Genomic DNA, 20,740 nt, shown 5'->3' on the forward strand with positions numbered 1-20,740 from the left:
TTATAATAATAAAATACAAATATATTTTCCTTTTATTATTTATTAAAAATACGCTTACCATAAACATGGGATTTGCTTGTGAAAGACTTCGAATTGTCCTGCTAATAAATCAGGCAGGAATATAAAAGATAATTTAAAAAAAGTCCTTTTTTATGCTGTCTCTAAAAAAGATTTAGAATTAAATAATTTTCAGATTACTAATTGATAAAAAATAAAAATACAGGCTGTATTGGTATGTGATTAAGGAAAGTACTGCAAAAAGAAGCTAATAAGAATCAACAATCTCTTTGTATATTGTATACTTACATTTTTACAAAGATATTTGTGTAATAATTTCTACCGGTAGCAGGATCTTTTCTTATTGCTATTCCGAAATGAGTAAAATTACCCTCAATATTTTCTTTATGTCCAAAACTTAACAACCAAGCTTTGACGGCTGCTTCAGGAGTTTTATAATTGTATGCAATGTTTTCCGCTACCATTTTTGCACCTATTGTTTTGATTATATCTTGAGAACGAGAAACAAAATTATTATGATTAACCACATTATTTGCAATCATATAATAGTCATGCTGTTCTGATATATGAGATATATATCCTATTTTTTCTAATGCATTCAATCCGATACTAACTCTATAAGTATTAATTAAATTCATAGTTTCAATTTCGGATTCACTATAATTAAAATTAATTGCTTTAAAAGACGGTGTCTCTACTTCTAGAGTATCGGAGTCTGATGAGCATGAATTCATTGTAATAATTGCAACGAAAAACAATAAAGGGCGAATAATAGTGTTCATAATAGTAAAATTTTAAACTTTAATAAAAAAAAATTAATTTGCTGACTGACAATGTTTTAACAACGTATTGTTGTCTGATTGTGAAGCAAAACTACCTTAAAGCTTAAAAAAAAAATAAAAACAATCGACGAAATGCACTTTTCTATATTTGAAATGTAGCGTATATTACTTTTATTTGAAATTCGAATTTCGATGTTAATCGACCAAATAGCTTTAGAATGTATCGCTATCCGGCTAAAAATACACAACGCTAGTGCGAATATCCCATGCATAATTGTTAGCAACCAGAAGAATACAAAAAATAAAACCTAAAAAAGAAAAGTTTTTTATGCCTTTAGAAAAGAGTAAAAAGTAAAATTAATTAGTTCTTTGAAATTGATAATTATTATCAATTAATACTAGTACATTCATGCACCAAAATATTATTTGATATTGAAGATTCAAAAGAAACTAAATTATATTACTCCATCCACTAGAATCGGGACTTTTAATTGATTTCATGATTGAAAATAGTGTAGTAGCAAAAGTTTAAGTCTAAAACTGTAGCCCTATATAATATCTGACATAGAAATGGAGACTCCGTCAAGAGAAATCATCGGCGTAATACAGCTCTAATTTTACCAAAATATTTTTTTGGAAATAATACCCACTTCTAATGGTTGAAGTATTCTATAACCGCATCAGATATAAAATTGTGACATTCTAAATAGGCAATAAAAAAAGCCAAGAAAATATTTTCGAGGCTTTAAGATTTTTATTTAATATGTAGCCCGTAGCGGAATCGAACCGCTCTTACATGGATGAAAACCATGCGTCCTAACCGATAGACGAACGGGCCTTGTTTTGTATTGCGGAAGCAAAAATAGTACTATTTTTTAGATGTACAAAGCCAAAACCTAAAACCTTCTAATAAAATCAGTCTGTACTGAACTTGTAATTTGTAATCAATTCAGAACTAACACCTAACAAAATAAGTTTGCTTTTTTTGTTTTTAGTATTAACTAATAATTCAAACTCAATCCAAAACCTAATCCCATATCACTGTCGTAATGCGTGGTAATTCCAAAATTTCTCTTAACAATATAACGCAATCCCGCCATGTATTCTTTGTCTGTATTCCACATTAAATTCAAACGCAATCTTTTGGAAACCGGGATATCCATACGTTCAAATTGCAATCTAAAATTCCCATCGGTATACACTTCAGCTTGAGCTTTGATGAGCATAGGCAGCGTATATTCGACTCCAGCACTCAAAACAGCGCGATTGTCTTTAGTATTGGTCTGACCAAAAAGATTCTTTTCCATTTCTCCCATTTCCATTTTTCGGTACCTCCAGTCAAAACCAATGAACGGCATCAGCCATTGCATTTTCCCGATATAGCGTCCGATATGTGTTTCCGTTTCATACCCGTGATGATTGGTATATCCCAAACGCCACTCGGTACCAATACTCCATCGTGTGTTTTGAATCATCAACATTCCATCATTTCCATTGGTGGAAAAATCATTTTCAGCCATCAAATGAAATGCTCTATCATCAGCAAATAATTTGCGTTGCGCTAATTTTGGATTAGGAATCAAAGGATTTGGCTCTTGATTTTCATAACTAAAAACTCGGCCCATTCCAGCCATCATGTGATAGAGAATGTGACAATGAAAAAACCAATCGCCTTCAACATTCGCATTAAACTCAAGCGTGTCTGTCTCCATCGGCATAATATCGATGATGTTTTTTAGCGGAGCGTATTCTTCTTTTCCGTTCAGGACTCTAAAATCGTGTCCGTGTAAATGCATCGGGTGACGCATCATGGAGCCGTTGAAAAGCACAATTCGAACATTCTCGCCTTTTTTAATTAGAATTTTATCCGATTCCGAAACTACTTTATTGTCTAAACTCCAAACATAGCGATTCATATTTCCAGATAATTCAAAACGCAATTCTTTTACAGGTGCGTCTTTTGGCAATGTTGTTTTAGTTGGTGATTTGAGCATCGCATAATTCAAAGTAGTAATTTCTGATAGTTCGTTGCTATTATAATCAGCTTCGGTCATTTTCATTCCTTCTTTTTTTGAAGAAGAATCATCCATTTTCATTTTTCCCATGTCATGTCCAGAATGATCCATTCCGCCTTCTTTTTGAACTTCCCCTTTGATTGTAGCAGGACCAGTAATTTCAGGATACATCACCACATTCATATCCATTTGATTCAGTGACATTTTCATACCCATATCATCTAAATCTCCATTCATTTTCATCATGCTGTTCATCATCTTCATTCCTTCAAAATATTTTAATTTAGGCAAAGGTGTAATCAATTGCTTGATACCATCTCCTAAATACAATGAAGCCGATTTTGTGCGATCCTCTGAAGTTACTAAAAACTCAAAGGCCGTTTTGTCTGCAGGAATAGTAACAACAACATCATAGGTTTCAGAAACGGCTACTATCAATCGGTCAACTTCAACAGGTTCCACGTCATTTCCGTCGCTGGCAACAACGGTAATTTTTCCTCCGGCATAATTCAACCAAAAATAAGTTGAAGCACCACCATTAGAAATTCTCAAACGCACTTTATCTCCAGCCTTAAATTTCCTCACCCCCGACCCCTCTCCAAAGGAAAGTGGAGAAGAAACTCCATCTATTTTACTTTCGTTTTTTCCATTAATCAGGAATTTATTATAATAGACATCACTTACGTCCATAGCATTCATTCGTTTCCATTCGTTAGCTACTTTGGTTTTAAAATGCCCTGCTTTTACAGCTTCAGAATAACTTTGAGTAGTTCCTTTTTGAATCGCAAACCAGTCCGTAGCATTGTGCAACATTCGGTGTACATTTTCCGGTTTCAAATCGGTCCATTCACTCAAAATAATGGGAATGGTTGGCAAATCATCAATTCCTGCTCTAAAAGTTGGGTCTTCATTTCTTTTATTCATCACAAAAGAACCGTACATCCCAATTTGCTCCTGCAAACCCGTGTGACTGTGATACCAATGCGTTCCGTGCTGAATAATCGGGAATGTATATTTATGTGTGGTTTTCGGCTTGATGGGCATTTGAGTCAAATTCGGTACTCCATCTTCTTTATTCGGTAAAAATAAGCCGTGCCAGTGCAACGAAGTATCTTCATTTAATTCGTTATGCACATAAATCTCAGCAATATCACCTTCGGTAAAAGTAAGTGTTGGCATCGGAATTTGTCCGTTTACAGCAATCGCTCTTTTGGGTGTATCGCCAAAAGTGACAATCGTATCCCGAACATATAAATCATAGCGAACGGTTCGTGGAGGGTCATTTTTAACTATCTTTTTTATCGGCTCCACTACAACTTTACCTTTTTCTGCGACAATGCTTGTTTGATTTTTAGACAAATCATCACTTGCTGCTTTAGGTTCGATAATAGTTGTTTTTACAGGTACTGCTTTTTTTACAGCTGCTTTAGGTACTTGTTTTTGAACGACTGCTTTTCTGGTTGGTTTTGCCTTTTCTTTGATTAAATCCATCCCACATTTGGGACATTTTCCGGGTTTACTGGCATGGATTTCTGGATGCATTACACAAGTGTAAGTTACAGATTGAACCTCTTTATTTGTCCCTTTTTTGTCGCTATCCATACCTTTCATATTCTGAGCAGTCAGCAAAGTTGGGAATATGGCGAAGACAAAAATTAAAAGTAAATTTTTCATTTCATTATTTTTTTTAATCTGGAATACATTAAGTAAATCCGTTTGGCTACACAAATTAGAATCTCTGAGTGACCTATTATTAATTTAAAAAGCTGTCTGATACTTTTCTCTTTTTCACTACTAATTATAGCTCATTACAAATTTTAACATCCCAAATTAATTTTTAATATTGCTGAATTTAAAAAATGGGAAGAGGAATTCTAATTTTATTTGTTGTTTTTTAGAATTAATTCCCATTCATCAATTTTCGCTTTCAATTTTTCAGCACCTTTCAGTTTTTTAAGTCCCATAATTGCTATAGCCTTTTTAGTAGCTTCAATCGCCATCGGATAATCTTTTAGATCTACAGCTAATTTTTGTCTCAAATTTGGATAATAAAAATTCTCCGGATCCAATTTCTCTGCCTCAAGAAGCCAAGTTATTGCTTGAGAGGCATCTCTATTCGTTATCGAATAATAGTTTGCTGCCTGAAATAATAATTTATCATCCTGACTTTTTTTCTGAACTAGGTAGTTATCAATTAACGCCATAGTATCTCCATCTGCTTTACTTTTCAAAGGAATCTTAACCAATGTATTCTCCCAAAGTATTTTCATGAACCCTTCCCCTTTGCTATTGATGTCGTTTATTTCGATTGTAAAAGTTTCATAAAAATTTTGAATATGTTCTACAGGTACTTTAAAACGAAAAATATCTTTTTTTTCATCGTAACCATTTTCACCGTGCAAAGACGTATCCGAATTAACAATGATAATCCACTCCGTATTTGAAGAAATGGTGAACAAGGAATAACTGCCCGCTTTTAAAATAGTATCCCCAAAAACAATATCTTCATCCGTAGTTAGTGTGGTACAATCACTAGCACCAGTTCGCCAAAGTTTATCAAATGGCACTAATTCGCCAAATATTTTTCGGCTTCTGGCCAAAGGTCTACTGTAAGCAATTTTGATTGTTGCACTACCCAATTCCTGTTGCAATGAAGCAGATGGACTTGTAGAAGTTAATTTTATTTGAACTTTTTCCTGAGCAGAAAAAATCGATATTTTAAAAAAGAGAAGGACTAGTAAAAGTAATTGTCTCATATGTTATTATAGTTATTAATTATTTTAAAGTTTTAAACTACGTAATCGTAACGCATTTGCAATTACAGAAACAGAGCTGAAACTCATCGCCAAAGCCGCAATCATTGGCGAAAGCAACACTCCAAAAAACGGATACAAAACACCCGCCGCAATAGGAATTCCCAATACGTTATAGAAAAAGGCAAAAAATAAATTTTGCTTGATATTTCGCATCACCGCATGACTTAAGTTTTTTGCTTTAACAATGCCTTGCAAATCACCTTTCACTAACGTGATTTTGGCACTTTCAATGGCTACATCTGTTCCAGTCCCCATTGCAATTCCTACATCGGCTTGCGCCAAAGCAGGAGCATCATTGATTCCGTCACCCGCCATCGCAACAATTTTCCCTTCGGATTGCAATTCTTTAATTTCTTTCAGCTTATCTTCTGGCAAACAACCAGCTTTAAACGAACTTAAATTCAATTGAGCCGCTACTGCTTTTGCCGTATTTTCATTATCTCCGGTAAGCATGATGACCTCAACTCCTTGACGCATCAATTCTCTTATAGCTTCAACGCTTGTTGCTTTTATAGCATCTGTAATTGACACAAATCCAACCGCAATTCCGTCCACTGATATGTAAGAAACCGTTTTACCGAGTTTTTGCTCGTCTATAATTTTATTTTCTAATTCCTCCGAAACAGTAGCATTCACTTGCTCCATCAATTTCTTATTCCCGAGTGCCACTTTATTATTAGTAACAGTGCCAATGACTCCTTTGCCTGAAACCGCTTCAAAATCCTTAACTTCGATTAATAAAACTTCTTTTGCTTTCGCAAAATTGACTACGGCTTGCGCCAAAGGATGTTCGCTGTACTGATTTAGAGAAGCGATACTTTGTACTAAAATATCTTCTTGATTATTCGAGGAATAAATTTTCTCTACAGAAGGTTTTCCTTCTGTAATTGTTCCTGTTTTATCAGTAATCAGAACATTTACTTTATTCATGTTTTCGAGTGCCTCGGCATTTTTTATCAAAACTCCTGATTGTGCACCTTTTCCAACACCAACCATCACGGACATTGGCGTGGCCAATCCCAACGCGCACGGACAGGCGATAATTAAGACAGCAATCGCATTAATAAATCCATAAACTAGTGCAGGTTCCGGTCCGAAATTTGCCCAAACAAAAAAGGTAACTACAGAAACAATTACAACTATTGGTACAAAATATTTAGCGATTTTATCCGCTAATTTTTGGATAGGTGCTCTGGAACGACTGGCATCATTGACCATTTGCACAATTTGTGAAAGCAAGGTTTCTGAACCTACTTTCTCAGCAATCATGACAAAGGATTTATTTCCGTTTATTGTTCCTGCTATAACGGCATCTTCTATTTTCTTATCAACGGGGATTGGTTCCCCTGAAATCATTGATTCATCAATCGTACTTTCTCCATCTGTAATTTTACCATCAACGGGGATTTTATCTCCAGGCTTAACACGCAACAAATCTCCTTTTTTGATATCGTGAATAGAAATCACTTTATCAGCTCCTTCGATAATCAAAGTGGCTTCGGTTGGTGCTAATTTTAATAATTCTTTTATTGCTCCACTGGTTCTGCTGTGTGCTCTAGCTTCTAGTAACTGCCCCAATAAAACCAATGTTAATATCACAGTTGTCGCTTCAAAATAAAGATGCACCGCTCCATTATGAGTCTTAAATTCGTCTGGGAAAATAGATGGGAAAAATAATCCAACCAAACTAAACAGAAAAGCGACTCCAGAACCAATTCCAATAAGGGTAAACATATTGAGATTCCAAGTAATAATGGATTTCCATGCTCGCTCAAAAAACATCCAACAGGCATAAAAAACGACAGGAAGCGATAAAATCAGTTGTACCCAATTCCACTTTTCTGTATCCATAATTTTCATTAATGGATTATTATGAATCATATCTGACATGGCAATAATAAAAATAGGAACCGTAAAAGCTACCGCTATTTTCATTTTGCGTACCAAGTCATCGTACACCTTATTTTCTTCGGCATCTGTAGGCTCCATAGGCACTAAATCCATTCCGCAAATGGGACATGATTCAGGACCTTCTTTGATAACTTCGGGGTGCATGGGGCAGGTATACATTGTTTTACTGCTCATCATTGAAGCTTCTTTGACTAAATCCATACCACAAACTGGGCAATCCCCCGGTTTATCATATACCTTTTCGCCTTCACAATGCATCGGACAATAGTACTTCCCTTTTGCGTTTTTGGGTAAAATCACGATTGCTTTTTCTTGTGGTTTATTCGAACTACAGCACGATTTTTCGACTGGATTGGCAGTCGTTTCAGGAGATTCAACCCCATTATTCATTACAATAGTATAGTTTCCCACGACAGTCAAAGCCTCTTGTAATTGAGTAGTAGGAATATGAGTAGCCATCGTTATTGATGCCACTGGAGGATCCAAAGTAACTGTCGCTTGAATCCCGTTAACAGCATTTAATGTTTTTTCCACTTTAGAGCGACAACCATCGCATGACATTCCGGTAATTGTGTAGGTATGCTTCATTTTTGTATGTTTTTAATCAAACCTACAGCGATATACACCACAAGGTTAATTAGAGTAAATACCGTAAAGCCTTATTTACTTTGTGCTTTTTACCTCATTTTCAGGAACAAGCTCCGTTAATTTCATTCCGCATTTTGGACATTTGTCATTCAAATTACCTTGAACTTCAGGATGCATCGGACAAGCATAAACTGCCGCTTTGTTTTTCATCATCTCAGCATCATTGCTCATCATCGTAGAATCATTATCCATCATTTTAGTGGAGTCAGTATTCATCATAGTAGAATTATCATCCATCATGTGAGAATCATTTGTTGTGTTTTCATTGTTCTTTTGGTTACAGGAAACCATAACTGTAGCAGTAATTAGTGCTAAAAAAAGTATTTTTTTCATCTTATTTATTTATTAATTGTAGAATAATTTCTACTCAGAAAAGGTACCAAAAATTGTATCCAAACAGTTGTGATTTTATTTTTCTTAATTACAAAATTCACATATATATTAGAGAAACGTTTGTACTAATTTACCACAATTCAACATTTCAGAACCGTAATATGGGTTAATAACTTCTTTGGTCTCAGTAATCCAATATCCTGTTTTTCCGTCGCCAAACATTGGACAATAATCCTGATATACCGTTTGTTTTGTACCAAATGTCTTTATTAAACCATAAACATCTTTGCTTAACAAGGAGAAATAATCTCTTTGGTGCTCCATATTCCCTGCATTATCACTGATATGTTTCACGTGCGCTTTGGCATCAGCCACAAAACCATTGTATGTGTTTTTTAATTTGGCATCCAAAGAACTTGAAACGCTGTTATCCAAAGTGGTAATTAATTTTTTTGCTTCAGCAGCGGCTTCTTTTGAATCGTCTTTTGTTAATGCATTTTTAATTTTGAGATACTGAGAAGCAATAGCATCCGTTTGAAAAGTAGCTTTATCAGCATTTCTTGTTTTTACCATTGTAGTTGGTTCTTCCTTATCATCAGCTCCAGAAATAGAAGTTGCCTTTTTTTCAGTTAAAGTTGTTGGCATCACTTTTTCAGTTAATTCCATTCCGCATTCAGGACAATCACTGTCGGCTATACCTGTAATTTCAGAATGCATAGGACAGGAGAATAATTCAGTTGTTTTTTCTGTTTTCTCAGAATTTAAAATTGATTTATCTTTATTTTTTTGATTACAAGAAACCGTTAGGACAGTCGCTATCAGAGTCAAAAATAGTATTTTTTTCATTGTATTTTTTTGTAATTAAATTTGCTGCTATTTAAATCAGCTATTCACTGTTATTGTTTTTAGTTCTTACGATTTATTTTAGTAAATTGAAGAAGTTATATTCTAAATTTAAATAAAATCCATTTGGTGCAGACCGCAGCATAGAACTGTATAATTCTTGTCTATATGCAACATCAATTCGTGCTTGGCTGTTTATGATAAATTGAATAGAAGGCACAATATCTAAATATGATTTCCCATTTTCGTTTAATGTCTGCCCAACAAATTCAAGCATTGTATTAATATTTGTTTGTTTAAAATTTGTGTATTTTTTTGGGTACATCAATCTTCCTAACGAAACAGTATAATTGGTTGCATTATCACTTTGTGTTTCAGGAAATCTGTAATCAGGTTTATTGTCAAGTGCTTTTTCAAAACTAACAGAAGCACTAATAGCTACTTTTTTAATAAGCTGAGTAGCCACGATACCAGTTTCAAAACCAGTATTATGCCCCATAATTTCTATTTGTTCTTGGTGAATATCGGCATTATTAAAACTATACCTTCCAAATGCTGCCATCCTAAAATGACTATGCAAATCATCCGTGGAAAGGAAACGATATTTTGTATAAAAACTGGCACCTTCAGTTACCAATTGATTACTTCTATTGCTTACAAACATGGATGTTCTGACCATCAAATTTTTATTAATTCCAAAAGTAACTTCAGGCATGAGATGATAACTATATCCTGGTTTAAATTGCTCTTTAAAAATAGATTGTCCCAAACGAATTCCTAATGAACCCGCAGGAACATTACTTGCTGGATCAGTGACTACAAAAAGCTCTTGAGCAGTTATGCCCTGAATAAAAAAAAGCGTAAATACGATTACTAATTTTCTCATTAAATTACAGTTTTAATATGGTAATCATCTTCATTTTCTAATGGATATGAAGTAGTTTTTGAAAAGGTTTTCAGCAGTTTTTTATACTCTTTTTGAGTTACATAACCTTTGTCAAATATTTTCATTTTTGTTTCTCCATTACTTTTTTTGACTTCCCCATTCAATAAAACGAAAGTGGAACCGTTTAATGAAAAGGTATTATCACCTTTTATTGTTAAGCTTTCTGTAGGTACAGAAATTATTAATGACCCGATAAAAAAGCCAGCTTTTTCAACACCTTCTTTTAATACTCTTGGCATTATTTTACTTTCTTTTTTAAAATAAACCGTGAAGGTATTCGTATTCAAATCAGTACTTACACTATCCACGCCAACAGTTGCTTTCAATTGTTTGTTTATAGCATTGGAACACATAGAACACGTTAAACCTGTGGCTATTATCTCTGCTTTTGAGATTTGAGAATATGATTTAAAGCTTGTTATTAATAGAAAACAAGCAATACCAATGAATTTTAAATTTATATTTTTCATTTTACTTTATTTTTTTATTTGAGTTATTATTTCTTCCACCGTTGGGTTAATGGCAACTAATTTTCCTGATGCATCAAACAGATACGAATTAGGTAATTCTTCTACTCCAAAAAGCAGCGCTGATTTTGAATCAAAACCTTTTAAATCAATTAATTGCTCATAAGTTAATTTATCCTTTTGTATGGCAGTTATCCATTTCGTTTTATTGGTATCGAGTGATATTCCAACAATTTCGAAGTTGTTATTTTTAAATTGATTGTATAAAGGAGCTAACTTTTTATTTGCCACTCTACATGGCGCGCACCAAGATGCCCAAAAGTCAATCAAGACCATTTTCCCTCTCAACGAAGCTAAATTTACGGCTGTCTCTTTATCATTCTTGAGTTCAAAGTCAGGCAAACTATCTCCAATCTTCATTTGAGCAGTTGCTGTTGATACACTGATTATCAAAATGAATAGCAACATTATTTTTCTCATATTAAATTCCTTTAAAATGATTATTGAATCGTTTCGACTGTTTTTCCACAAGTCATCATTTGAGAACCGTAATATGGATTCTTAACAGCACTCTCTTTGCTCAACCAGTTTGCGCCTTTGCCATCATTAGCCATAGGACAAAACTGAAGATAAACTGGAGTCTCATATTTAGCAACTTTTATCAATTCGTACATTGATTTTGAAAAAGGAATAAAAATTTCTCTTTGACGTTCAATATCCTGAGTTTCCGAAATATTCTTGCCATCAGCCATTAAACCTTTCATTTCTTTCATCCAGATCATGTGAACATCCATAGCAAGTTCATCCATTTTTACTGCATTTAATGCTGTAAGAACGTCTTTAGCTAAAGTAGCAGCAACTTTTCCATCCGTTTTTACCAAAGCATCTTTCAAAAGAAAATAGGTATCAAAAACAACTTTTAATTTATTATCTACTTGTTGTTTTGCAACTGTGGCATCAGAATGATTGGCGTGGTTTGCGTGATTCTCTGTAGTAGTTTCCATTTTCATCTCTGTAGAAACAGCAACTTTTGCTTCTCTATCATATTGACAACATCCATGTAATGCATCGTAAGTAGCATCAGGAGCAAGAAATTTATCACTGTCGTAACCTGCTAAAGCAATGCGTTTCAAAATCTCGTCCTGACTGGTTTTACTTGAATCATATGTAAGTGTTGCCATTTTTGTGTCCTTATCCCAATCGACTTTCGCAAGTTTTTTAACGTTTCCGGCAGTTTCTATTTTGGTTTTGCACATACCACAGTTACCGTATATTTTTACCGTTTCTGTTTTGCTGTTTTTTATTTGCGCGCTTGCAATTGTAACTGAAAGCAATAATATAATTGCCATCAATAATTTTTTTATTGAGTTCATTGTATAAATAATTTTGAGGTGAATTAGTCGCAAAAATTTAAAAAACATTAGCTTATTTCGCTGTGTTTTAAATTGTAGTCGACTAAAAATTAATGTTTAAAAAAGCATAAAAATGCTAAGAAAAAGACAGTCTTTTGGCTGTCAGAAAAAGAAATTTAGCTTATTTTAGGTGGAAGCCAAATAGAACGGAAATCCGAGGAAATAAAAATTTCCGAGTAATAATAATTTTGTTTTTCAGTCGAAAAACTAAAAATTTGATTGTTTAATTCAGTGTAAACCGTAGAAGTCAAACCTAATTGAAAGGACGAAGCACTGCAAGTAAGGTCTTTACATGCACCTTTGCATCCGTCATGTGATCTTTCATTCTGATTTTTTTCTTTCTTACAACAGTCTTTTTTGTCTTTTTCTGATGTAGATTCTTTTTTACAACATGCCATCTCCGTTTTTGTTGCACATGCAAAAGCTTCACTTGGCATCATAAAGAAGCCAAGCATAACTAATAGTATTGTGTAAAACTTTTTAGACATTGTTTATCTGATATATAAATACAAAGGTATAAAAATTAACAAATACTGTGAATTAATTGATTCACAAATAGATGTTAAAAATATTTTTTTACTTTCCTTCTCCTAACAATCCATTCATTATAGACTGTAAAACGGACAATATGATACTAAAAAATAAGGCTGTCCAAAATGTATCGACGCTAAATCCGCCCACAATTTTGGTACACAACAATATCATAAGCGCATTGATGACCAATAAAAACAATCCTAAAGTAATAATGGTAACTGGTAATGTAAGTATTACCAATATAGGTTTGATAAATATGTTAAGTAAACCAAGAACTATAGCTACTATCAAAGCGGTCGTAAAACTAGCCACATGTACACCTGGCATAAAGTGAGCAATCAATAATACTAAACCTGATGTAATAAGGATTCTAAGTAATAGATTCATAATTTTTTATTTTAAAATTTAAATAAATGTAAGTAAAATTTAAATCTGATTAATTTATTTTAAGAAAGAAGTGGCTTTTTGGTAAAATTCAGCCGGGTTTTCGGCATGAAGCCAATGTCCTGCGTTAGCAATTGTTTCGATAATTGAAACCGGGAAATGCTGTTTTATATTTTCGAAATCACTATCCAAAATATATTTGGAATTTCCTCCACGAATGAACAACGTGGATTTTTCGAAAATTGCATTCTCGGGTAGCGGAATTCCTATTTCATCTATTTTATGATTGAAAACTGCCAAGTTAAAACGGAATGCCAATTGCCCCGGCTCTTGCCAAAATAAATTTTTCATTAAGAATTGTCTGGTTCCAAAATCAGGAATGTACTTTTCCATAATTTCTTCAACATCGCCTCGACTTGGTTTTATTGAAAAATCTACCGCATTTAATCCCGCCAAAATATCCTGATGGTGTTGCGGATAAAATTTAGGCCCAATATCAGCCACTATTAATTTATCTACTAATTCCGGATGAGTCGTTGCTAAAAGCATGGCTACTTTCCCGCCCATCGAGTGTCCTATAATATTGATATTTTCTAATTTATGAGCTTGGCAATACTCGTAAACATCTTGCGCCATGATTTCATAGCTAAACTCTTCTGTATGTATGCTTCGTCCATGGTTGCGTAAATCGAGAATATGAACTTGAAAATCAGTCGCAAATTGCGTTCCGAGGGTTTTCCAATTATCAGACATTCCTAAGAATCCGTGGAGAATTAAAAGTGGTTTTCCTGAGCCTTCTATTTTTGCAAAAAGCATATAATTTTAGATTTTAACGTTATAATTTAAATTACAAACCACTAAGAAATTAAGATAGATTAAGAGTAAAGCTTAATAACCTTAATTTCTTAATGGCTAATAAAACTATTTTAATTTTTGCAAATACATATTTACCACATTATCCAAGCCTAAATAAATAGCTTCGGAAATTAGCGCGTGACCTATAGAGACTTCCAATAATCCAGGAATGTTTTGTTTAAAAAACTGAATATTATCTAAACTTAAATCATGACCCGCGTTGATTCCTAATCCAAGTTCATTCGCCAAAATGGCTGATTCTGTATACGGCAAAATTCCGTTTTGATTTCCTAAACCGTATTGATGTGCAAATGCTTCGGTATACAGTTCGATTCTTTCTGTTCCAATTTTTTTTGCACCTTCAATCATTTCCAGAACAGGATCTACAAAAATAGAAGTTCTGATTCCGTTGCGTTGAAATTCCTGAACAATTTCGGTCAAATATGCTTGATGCCTTATCGTATCCCAACCAGCATTAGAGGTAATGGCATCAACTGCGTCTGGCACCAAAGTCACTTGAGTCGGTTTTATTTCGAGTACAAGATCAATAAATGTTTTCTCTGGATTACCTTCAATATTATATTCGGTATAAACGACAGACTTTAAATCTCGTGCATCTTGATAGCGGATGTGACGCTCATCCGGACGAGGATGAATGGTGATTCCTTCAGCTCCAAACTTTTGAATGTCAGCGGCAACTTTTAATAAATCGGGAACATTTCCTCCGCGCGCATTACGTAAAGTGGCTATTTTATTGATATTTACACTTAATTTTGTCATTGAAACGTATTTTTATTTTGATACTACTATTTACTTGGAACAAAAATACAAAGTAAAACTTAGGAGTTTTTGCTTATTTTTGATTATTTTGCATGAAATATTGCCAATTGATTTATGACAGAAATTACAGAATATATAACTAATGACTTTAAAGCCATTGACAGCCAAGATTCTATTGCGGCAGTACAAGACTTTTTTAGTGATTTACACTTTTCACATTTCCCAATTGTTGAAGAGGGAGTTTACATAGGCAGTATTGCATCCGAAGACATAGAGACTTTTGACAGTGATAAAAAAGCATCTGATTATCGATTTACACTTGAAGGATTTTTTACTAGAACAAACACTATGTGGCTAGATGTTTTAGAAGTTTTCGCAAAAAATCATACTAATTTGGTCCCAGTTTTAGACGAAAACAATGCCTATGTTGGCTATTATGAAATAGAGGATGTTATGAAGTTTTTTCATGAAACCCCCTTTTTGAAAGAACCAGGTGGTATCATTGTTGTCAAAAAAGGAGTCTTAGATTACTCTATGAGCCAGATTACTCAAATTATAGAGAGCAATAACGGAAAACTTTTAGGGATGTTCATCTCTGAAGCAGATGTTGATAGCGTTGAAGTAACTTTGAAAATAACTTTGGGACCAATGAATGAAATCATACAGACTTTTAGAAGGTATAATTATGAAATCATATCAGAACATCAAGAAGATGATTATATCAATAATTTAAAAGAACGCTCTGATTATTTAGACAAATACCTTAATATATAGTTTAGATTTAACCGGTTACTTGTGTATCCTATTAAATGCTAAAACAGACATATCAACATAAAAAGATTAAGCAAAAAGATGAAAGTAGCTATCTACGGTCAATATTATCAAAACAGTACAGAACCCATCATAAACGACATCTTTGTTTTTTTTAACAAAAACAATGTAGAGATGATTATCGAATCTCATTTTTTGTTGATGCTTAATGAACGGAAGATAGTAGAAAATAAATATAAAACTTTTACATCACACACAGAACTAGATTCTAGTTTTGACATGTTGATAAGTATTGGTGGAGACGGAACTATATTGAGAGCCGCGACACTAGTGCGAGATTCTGGGATACCAATTCTAGGTATAAATGCCGGCAGGCTTGGTTTTTTAGCAACCGTTCAAAAAGAGAATATCGCTGAATTTATGCAATTTGTTATCGATAAAAAATACACGATTTCCAAGAGAGCTTTACTAAGCTTGACATGTTCGCCTCCCAATGAAGCAATAGAAGAAATCAATTTTGCAATGAATGAAATCACGGTCAGTCGAAAAGACACGACTTCAATGATTACGATTGACACCTATTTGAATGATGAATTTTTGAATTCCTACTGGGCTGACGGACTGATTATTTCTACACCAACGGGTTCTACCGGATATTCCTTGAGTTGTGGCGGACCTATTTTGACACCTGATGTAAAAAGCTTAGTCATTACTCCAATAGCACCGCATAATCTTACCGCAAGACCGCTTGTAGTTCCTGACGAAACTGAAATCAGATTGAAAGTTTCAGGAAGAGAAGAAAATTATCTCGTATCCTTAGATTCAAGAGTAACTTCAATAAAAAACGAATCAATTTTGATTTTAAAGAAAACACCCTTCCAGATAAACATGGTAGAAATTCCTGAGGAAACTTTCTTAAAAACACTTCGCAGCAAATTACTTTGGGGACAAGACAAGCGGAATTAAATCAATTTATTCTCCAACTATACGATTTTATCAATTTTTCCCGTTTTAATCAAACAAATACTCATAAAGTGTTAGTTAGCTCGCTAATTATTAAAAAAACACACATTTAACTTAATGGGTATTGAATCGAATTGATAATTATTATATTTGCACGCAATTTTTGATTTAATGAAGAAGCTTTTTTATTTAATTTTCTGTTTTTTTCCTTTGATGGCGGCCCAAGCTCAAATTCATGAGATTGGTGTTTTTCTTGGCGGAAGCAACTTCATTGGAGATATAGGACCTACCAGTTATATTGCACCAAATGAACCAGCTTTTGGTTTGTTGTACAAATGGAATAAAAGTCCAAGACACTCCTATCGCTTTTCTTACACACAATCTGAAATTACATCGAGTGATTTAGATTCAAATGAAGCCAGCAGAAACCAGAGAGGGTATCAGTTTGAAAACGACTTAAAAGAAGTATCTTTAGGTCTTGAATTCAACTTTTTTGATTTTAATCTACATGAATCGAGTACTAAAATTACGCCTTATGTAGCATCTGGGTTGAATTATTTTTTTGGGAAATATACATTAACCAATACAATTACTGACCAAACGGTAGATGGCAGAACAGAAACTAGAAAATCAATAGCTATACCTATGATTGTAGGAATTAAATCAAATATAACACCTAGATTAGTTCTGGCATTAGAAACCGGAGCCCGATATACTTTGACAGATAATATAGACGGAAGTTTTAATCAAAATTTTGGAAATATAAATAACAATGATTGGTATGTTTTCTCAGGAGTTACTTTATTGTATACTTTTGGCAACAAAGCCTGTTATTGCGCAGAATAAGAAGATGGATTTACTAAAGAATATCGATACAACAAAATTACCCAAACACCTGGCCATTATTATGGATGGAAATGGTCGTTGGGCAAAACAGCAAGGACTTTTACGTGCTTTGGGACATGAAAGCGGGACAAAATCAGTGAAGGTAATTATAGAAGCTAGTGCTAAACTTGGCATTGAGTTCCTAACCTTATATGCTTTCTCCACTGAAAATTGGAATAGACCAAAATTAGAAGTGGAGACTTTGATGAAAGTACTTATTAATTCTTTGAAAAAGGAACTTACTACTTTACAAAAAAACAACATCAAACTAAATGCTATTGGTAATTTAGAAAAACTACCAAAATCAGCACAAAAAGAACTTCTTGATGTAATGGATAAAACTAAAGACAACTCACAAATGACTCTGACTCTAGCTCTAAGCTATGGCTCCCGGGAGGAACTTGTAAGTGCAGTCAGAAACATCTGTAATAAAGTTAAAAATAATATAATTTCAATAGACACTATTGACGATTCCATTATTAATGAGCATCTTTACACGCAAAATTTACCTGACGTAGATTTATTAATACGAACAAGTGGAGAACATAGGATAAGTAATTTTTTGTTGTGGCAAATAGCCTATGCAGAATTGTATTTTACTGATATATTGTGGCCAGACTTTAAAGAACAAGATTTATATGAGGCTATCATTAGTTATCAAAAAAGAGAACGTAGATTTGGAAAAACAAGTGAACAAATTAAATAATTTTTTAGTGTTAAATAAAAGCATAAAAATAGTCCTAACCGTTTTGATTTTTGGAATTTTCTCACAAGTTAAAGCTCAAGAAAGAGTCCCTTTCGATCAAGGAAAAATATATATATTAGCTGATGTAGCGGTGGTTGGAGATATCAGTTTCAATTCTCAAACTGTAGTCACTTTTTCTGGTTTAGTAAAAGGACAAGAGATAACAGTTCCGGGCGAAGAAATTAGTGCTGCAATAAAAAAACTTGGAAAATTAGGTCTCTTTGATGAAATCTCGTTTTACATAAATAAAATACAAAACGATAGTATTTATCTTGATTTAAACATTATAGAGTTACCTAAATTAAACCAAGTGAAATTTATTGGTGTTAAAAAATCCAAGACAGAAACTTTGATAAAAGACAACAGTTTAAACAAAGGCAAAGTGGTTAATGAGAACTTGATAACCACTACAAAAAACTACATCGAAAACAAATTTAAAAAAGACGGCTTTTATAATACTAAAGTAAATATTAACACTGTTAAGGATACTTCAACAATAAACTCTGTAAACATGCTTGTCAATATTGACAAAGGTGAAAAGGTAAAGATTCATAAAATTGATTTTGTAGGAAATACAAAAATATCAGATAAGTCTTTACGAAAAGCGATGAAGGATACTAAACAAAAAAATCCTATACGAGTTCTAAAAGCATCTAAATTTATAAAAGACAAATATAAAACAGATTTAGAAAAAGTAATTTCAGCATACAAAGAAAAAGGATACAGAGACGCCCGAATACTTTCGGACTCCGTAACTTTTGACAAAGAAAAAAACGCATTATCTATTAAAGTAAATGTTGAAGAAGGAAACAAATATTACTTTGGAAACATTAAATTTTTAGGAAATACTGTTTATCCTGATCAATTTTTAACGAGAGTATTAGGTGTAAAAAAAGGAGAAACATACAATGGTGTATTGTTACAAAAAAGAATTGCAGATGCATCAAAACCTGATGGTGAAGACATTGACAACTTGTACAAAAACAATGGTTATTTATTTTCTAATATAAATGCCGTTGAGGTAAAAACAGCAAATGACACTATTGATTTTGAAATACGAATCACTGAAGGACCAATTGCTTATTTCAACAAAATTACTGTTGTTGGGAATGACAAAACAAATGACCGAGTAATTTATCGAGAATTAAGGACAAAGCCAGGAGAAAAATACAGCAAAGAAGAATTAGTTAGAACCATTCGAGAAATTGGACAACTTGGTTTTTTTGATCCAGAAGCTATTGACCCAAAGTTTAAGAATGTTGATTCAGGAGCAGGAACTGTTGATATTGAATACAACCTTGTAGAAAAAGGTTCAAGCCAAATTGAACTACAAGGTGGTTACGGTGGTGGAGGTTTCATAGGAACACTTGGACTATCGTTTAACAACTTTTCTGCACGAAATATGTTTAATAAAGAAGCGTACAAACCATTACCTATGGGAGATGGTCAAAAAGTATCTTTACGTTTGCAAGCTAGTACATTTTTTCAAACATATAGTTTATCGTTTTCAGAACCATGGTTTGGCGGTAAAAAACCAGTATCCTTTAGTACCTCTTTATCTTACAGTAAACAATTTTTAAATAATTTTATAACACAAAGAGCTGATAAAACTAAAAGTTTTGACATTCTGACAATATCTGTAGGTTTAGCTAAAAGACTAACTGTACCAGATGATTTCTTTGTATTGTCCCAATCGTTAAGTTACCAACATTATGATTTGAATAATTACAATACTGGATTATTTACTTTTGGAGATGGAACGTCAAGAAATTTTTCATATACCTTTGGATTATCAAGAAGTAATAAAGGTGTAAATCCAATATTCCCTACTTACGGATCGGAATTCAGTATTTCAGCTAAATTAACTCCTCCTTATTCAATGTTTAACGGAGTTGATTATTCTACATTAGAGGATAAAGAAGAATACAAATTAAAAAATACTGTGGATCGTTTAAATGTTCCTGATGCAAATGGTAACATTGTACGAATAGGAGATTATATCGACACTGAAGGAAACAAAGTAACCGACTTCAATCTTGCCGCTACAGACGTTAGTAAAGTTGATCAAGAGCGCTTTAAATGGTTAGAATACTACAAAATAAAGTTTAAAGCAGATTGGTATACAAAAATTTACGGTAAATTCGTATTGAGAGCTTTGTCAGAATTTGGATTCCTTGGAGCATATAATCAAGATCGAGGTTTAGTTCCTTTTGAAAGATTCTATCTTGGTGGTGATGGACTAGCAAACTTTGCTATGGACGGTAGAGAAACGATACAGTTGAGAGGATATCCTAACAACTCTTTGACTTCTGTCAATAGCGCAGGTGAACAAATTGGAGCAACTGTGTATAATAAATTCTCTATGGAATTGCGTTATCCTATAACACTAAAAGCATCAGCTTCAATATATGCCTTGGCATTTGCTGAAGCAGGTTCATCGTTTCCCGATTTAAAAAGCTACAATCCTTTTGCCCTAAGTCGCTCAGCTGGAGTTGGATTACGTATATTTATGCCAGCATTTGGTTTGTTGGGAATTGATTTTGGGCATGGTTTTGATACACTACCAGGTCAAGAAAAAGCTAATGGATGGGAGACCCATTTTATTATAGGGCAACAATTCTAAAAAAAAATT

At 33.5% G+C, this 20,740-nt stretch carries 19 protein-coding genes and 1 tRNA gene; 5 read left to right on the plus strand and 15 right to left on the minus strand.

The features are described 5' to 3' along the window. Positions 1 to 302: 302 nt before the first annotated feature. From DFR66_RS08145 to DFR66_RS08215, 15 genes are all read right to left on the minus strand, one after another. On the minus strand, positions 303 to 800 hold the full coding sequence (locus tag DFR66_RS08145; protein ID WP_114754337.1) for a CAP domain-containing protein: 498 nt from the start codon (positions 798 to 800) through the stop codon (positions 303 to 305). Positions 801 to 1,566: 766 nt separating this feature from the next. Further along, a tRNA-Glu gene (locus tag DFR66_RS08150) sits at positions 1,567 to 1,638 on the minus strand. Positions 1,639 to 1,801: 163 nt separating this feature from the next. Continuing rightward, positions 1,802 to 4,489, minus strand: a complete 2,688-nt coding sequence (locus DFR66_RS08155) for a multicopper oxidase domain-containing protein (RefSeq protein ID WP_114754338.1) — start codon at positions 4,487 to 4,489, stop codon at positions 1,802 to 1,804. 206 nt (positions 4,490 to 4,695) lie between these two features. Beyond that, positions 4,696 to 5,571, minus strand: a complete 876-nt coding sequence (locus tag DFR66_RS08160; protein WP_114754339.1) for a DUF2911 domain-containing protein — start codon at positions 5,569 to 5,571, stop codon at positions 4,696 to 4,698. 24 nt (positions 5,572 to 5,595) lie between these two features. Further along, positions 5,596 to 8,130 (minus strand): heavy metal translocating P-type ATPase, encoded by a 2,535-nt coding sequence (locus tag DFR66_RS08165; protein WP_114754340.1) that lies wholly within the window; start codon positions 8,128 to 8,130, stop codon positions 5,596 to 5,598. Positions 8,131 to 8,205: 75 nt separating this feature from the next. Further along, positions 8,206 to 8,523, minus strand: a complete 318-nt coding sequence (locus DFR66_RS08170; RefSeq protein ID WP_114754341.1) for a heavy metal-binding domain-containing protein — start codon at positions 8,521 to 8,523, stop codon at positions 8,206 to 8,208. 108 nt (positions 8,524 to 8,631) lie between these two features. Then, entirely contained in the window at positions 8,632 to 9,369 is a 738-nt protein-coding gene (locus DFR66_RS08175; RefSeq protein ID WP_114754342.1) for a DUF3347 domain-containing protein, read from the minus strand. A 73-nt stretch (positions 9,370 to 9,442) separates the two neighbouring features. Further along, positions 9,443 to 10,252: a hypothetical protein gene (locus DFR66_RS08180; RefSeq protein ID WP_114754343.1), complete on the minus strand. Its 810-nt coding sequence runs from the start codon at positions 10,250 to 10,252 to the stop codon at positions 9,443 to 9,445. Then, complete coding sequence (locus tag DFR66_RS08185) at positions 10,252 to 10,782, minus strand: heavy-metal-associated domain-containing protein (protein WP_114754344.1); 531 nt, start codon at positions 10,780 to 10,782, stop codon at positions 10,252 to 10,254. Before DFR66_RS08185 ends, DFR66_RS08180 begins: the two co-directional genes overlap by 1 nt. A gap of 6 nt (positions 10,783 to 10,788) precedes the next feature. Next, positions 10,789 to 11,259 (minus strand): TlpA family protein disulfide reductase, encoded by a 471-nt coding sequence (locus tag DFR66_RS08190; RefSeq protein ID WP_114754345.1) that lies wholly within the window; start codon positions 11,257 to 11,259, stop codon positions 10,789 to 10,791. Between the two features lie 20 nt (positions 11,260 to 11,279). Next, the gene (locus DFR66_RS08195) at positions 11,280 to 12,152 is read right to left on the minus strand and encodes a DUF3347 domain-containing protein (protein ID WP_114754346.1); all 873 of its coding nucleotides are present in this window, start codon (positions 12,150 to 12,152) and stop codon (positions 11,280 to 11,282) included. Between the two features lie 155 nt (positions 12,153 to 12,307). Next, positions 12,308 to 12,679 (minus strand): hypothetical protein, encoded by a 372-nt coding sequence (locus DFR66_RS08200; protein ID WP_146841136.1) that lies wholly within the window; start codon positions 12,677 to 12,679, stop codon positions 12,308 to 12,310. A gap of 88 nt (positions 12,680 to 12,767) precedes the next feature. Continuing rightward, positions 12,768 to 13,112, minus strand: coding sequence for a phage holin family protein (locus DFR66_RS08205; protein WP_114754348.1), 345 nt, complete (start codon positions 13,110 to 13,112; stop codon positions 12,768 to 12,770). A gap of 54 nt (positions 13,113 to 13,166) precedes the next feature. Further along, positions 13,167 to 13,925 (minus strand): alpha/beta fold hydrolase, encoded by a 759-nt coding sequence (locus DFR66_RS08210; RefSeq protein ID WP_114754349.1) that lies wholly within the window; start codon positions 13,923 to 13,925, stop codon positions 13,167 to 13,169. 105 nt (positions 13,926 to 14,030) lie between these two features. Then, on the minus strand, positions 14,031 to 14,744 hold the full coding sequence (locus DFR66_RS08215; protein ID WP_114754350.1) for a pyridoxine 5'-phosphate synthase: 714 nt from the start codon (positions 14,742 to 14,744) through the stop codon (positions 14,031 to 14,033). Positions 14,745 to 14,858: 114 nt separating this feature from the next. Between DFR66_RS08215 and DFR66_RS08220 the strand changes: the two genes are divergently transcribed. The 5 genes from DFR66_RS08220 to DFR66_RS08240 all read left to right on the plus strand — a co-directional run bounded on the left by DFR66_RS08220 (position 14,859) and on the right by DFR66_RS08240 (position 20,731). Further along, positions 14,859 to 15,518: a CBS domain-containing protein gene (locus DFR66_RS08220; protein ID WP_114754351.1), complete on the plus strand. Its 660-nt coding sequence runs from the start codon at positions 14,859 to 14,861 to the stop codon at positions 15,516 to 15,518. A 78-nt stretch (positions 15,519 to 15,596) separates the two neighbouring features. After that, positions 15,597 to 16,481, plus strand: a complete 885-nt coding sequence (locus DFR66_RS08225; protein ID WP_114754352.1) for an NAD kinase — start codon at positions 15,597 to 15,599, stop codon at positions 16,479 to 16,481. Between the two features lie 168 nt (positions 16,482 to 16,649). After that, positions 16,650 to 17,324 (plus strand): type IX secretion system protein PorG, encoded by a 675-nt coding sequence (gene porG / locus DFR66_RS08230; RefSeq protein ID WP_114754353.1) that lies wholly within the window; start codon positions 16,650 to 16,652, stop codon positions 17,322 to 17,324. A gap of 4 nt (positions 17,325 to 17,328) precedes the next feature. Beyond that, positions 17,329 to 18,069, plus strand: a complete 741-nt coding sequence (locus tag DFR66_RS08235) for an isoprenyl transferase (RefSeq protein WP_114754354.1) — start codon at positions 17,329 to 17,331, stop codon at positions 18,067 to 18,069. Further along, positions 18,002 to 20,731 (plus strand): BamA/OMP85 family outer membrane protein, encoded by a 2,730-nt coding sequence (locus tag DFR66_RS08240; protein WP_114754355.1) that lies wholly within the window; start codon positions 18,002 to 18,004, stop codon positions 20,729 to 20,731. Before DFR66_RS08235 ends, DFR66_RS08240 begins: the two co-directional genes overlap by 68 nt. Positions 20,732 to 20,740 lie beyond the last annotated feature (9 nt).

It is taken from the genome of Flavobacterium glaciei (assembly GCF_003350545.1).
Lineage (GTDB): Bacteria > Bacteroidota > Bacteroidia > Flavobacteriales > Flavobacteriaceae > Flavobacterium > Flavobacterium glaciei.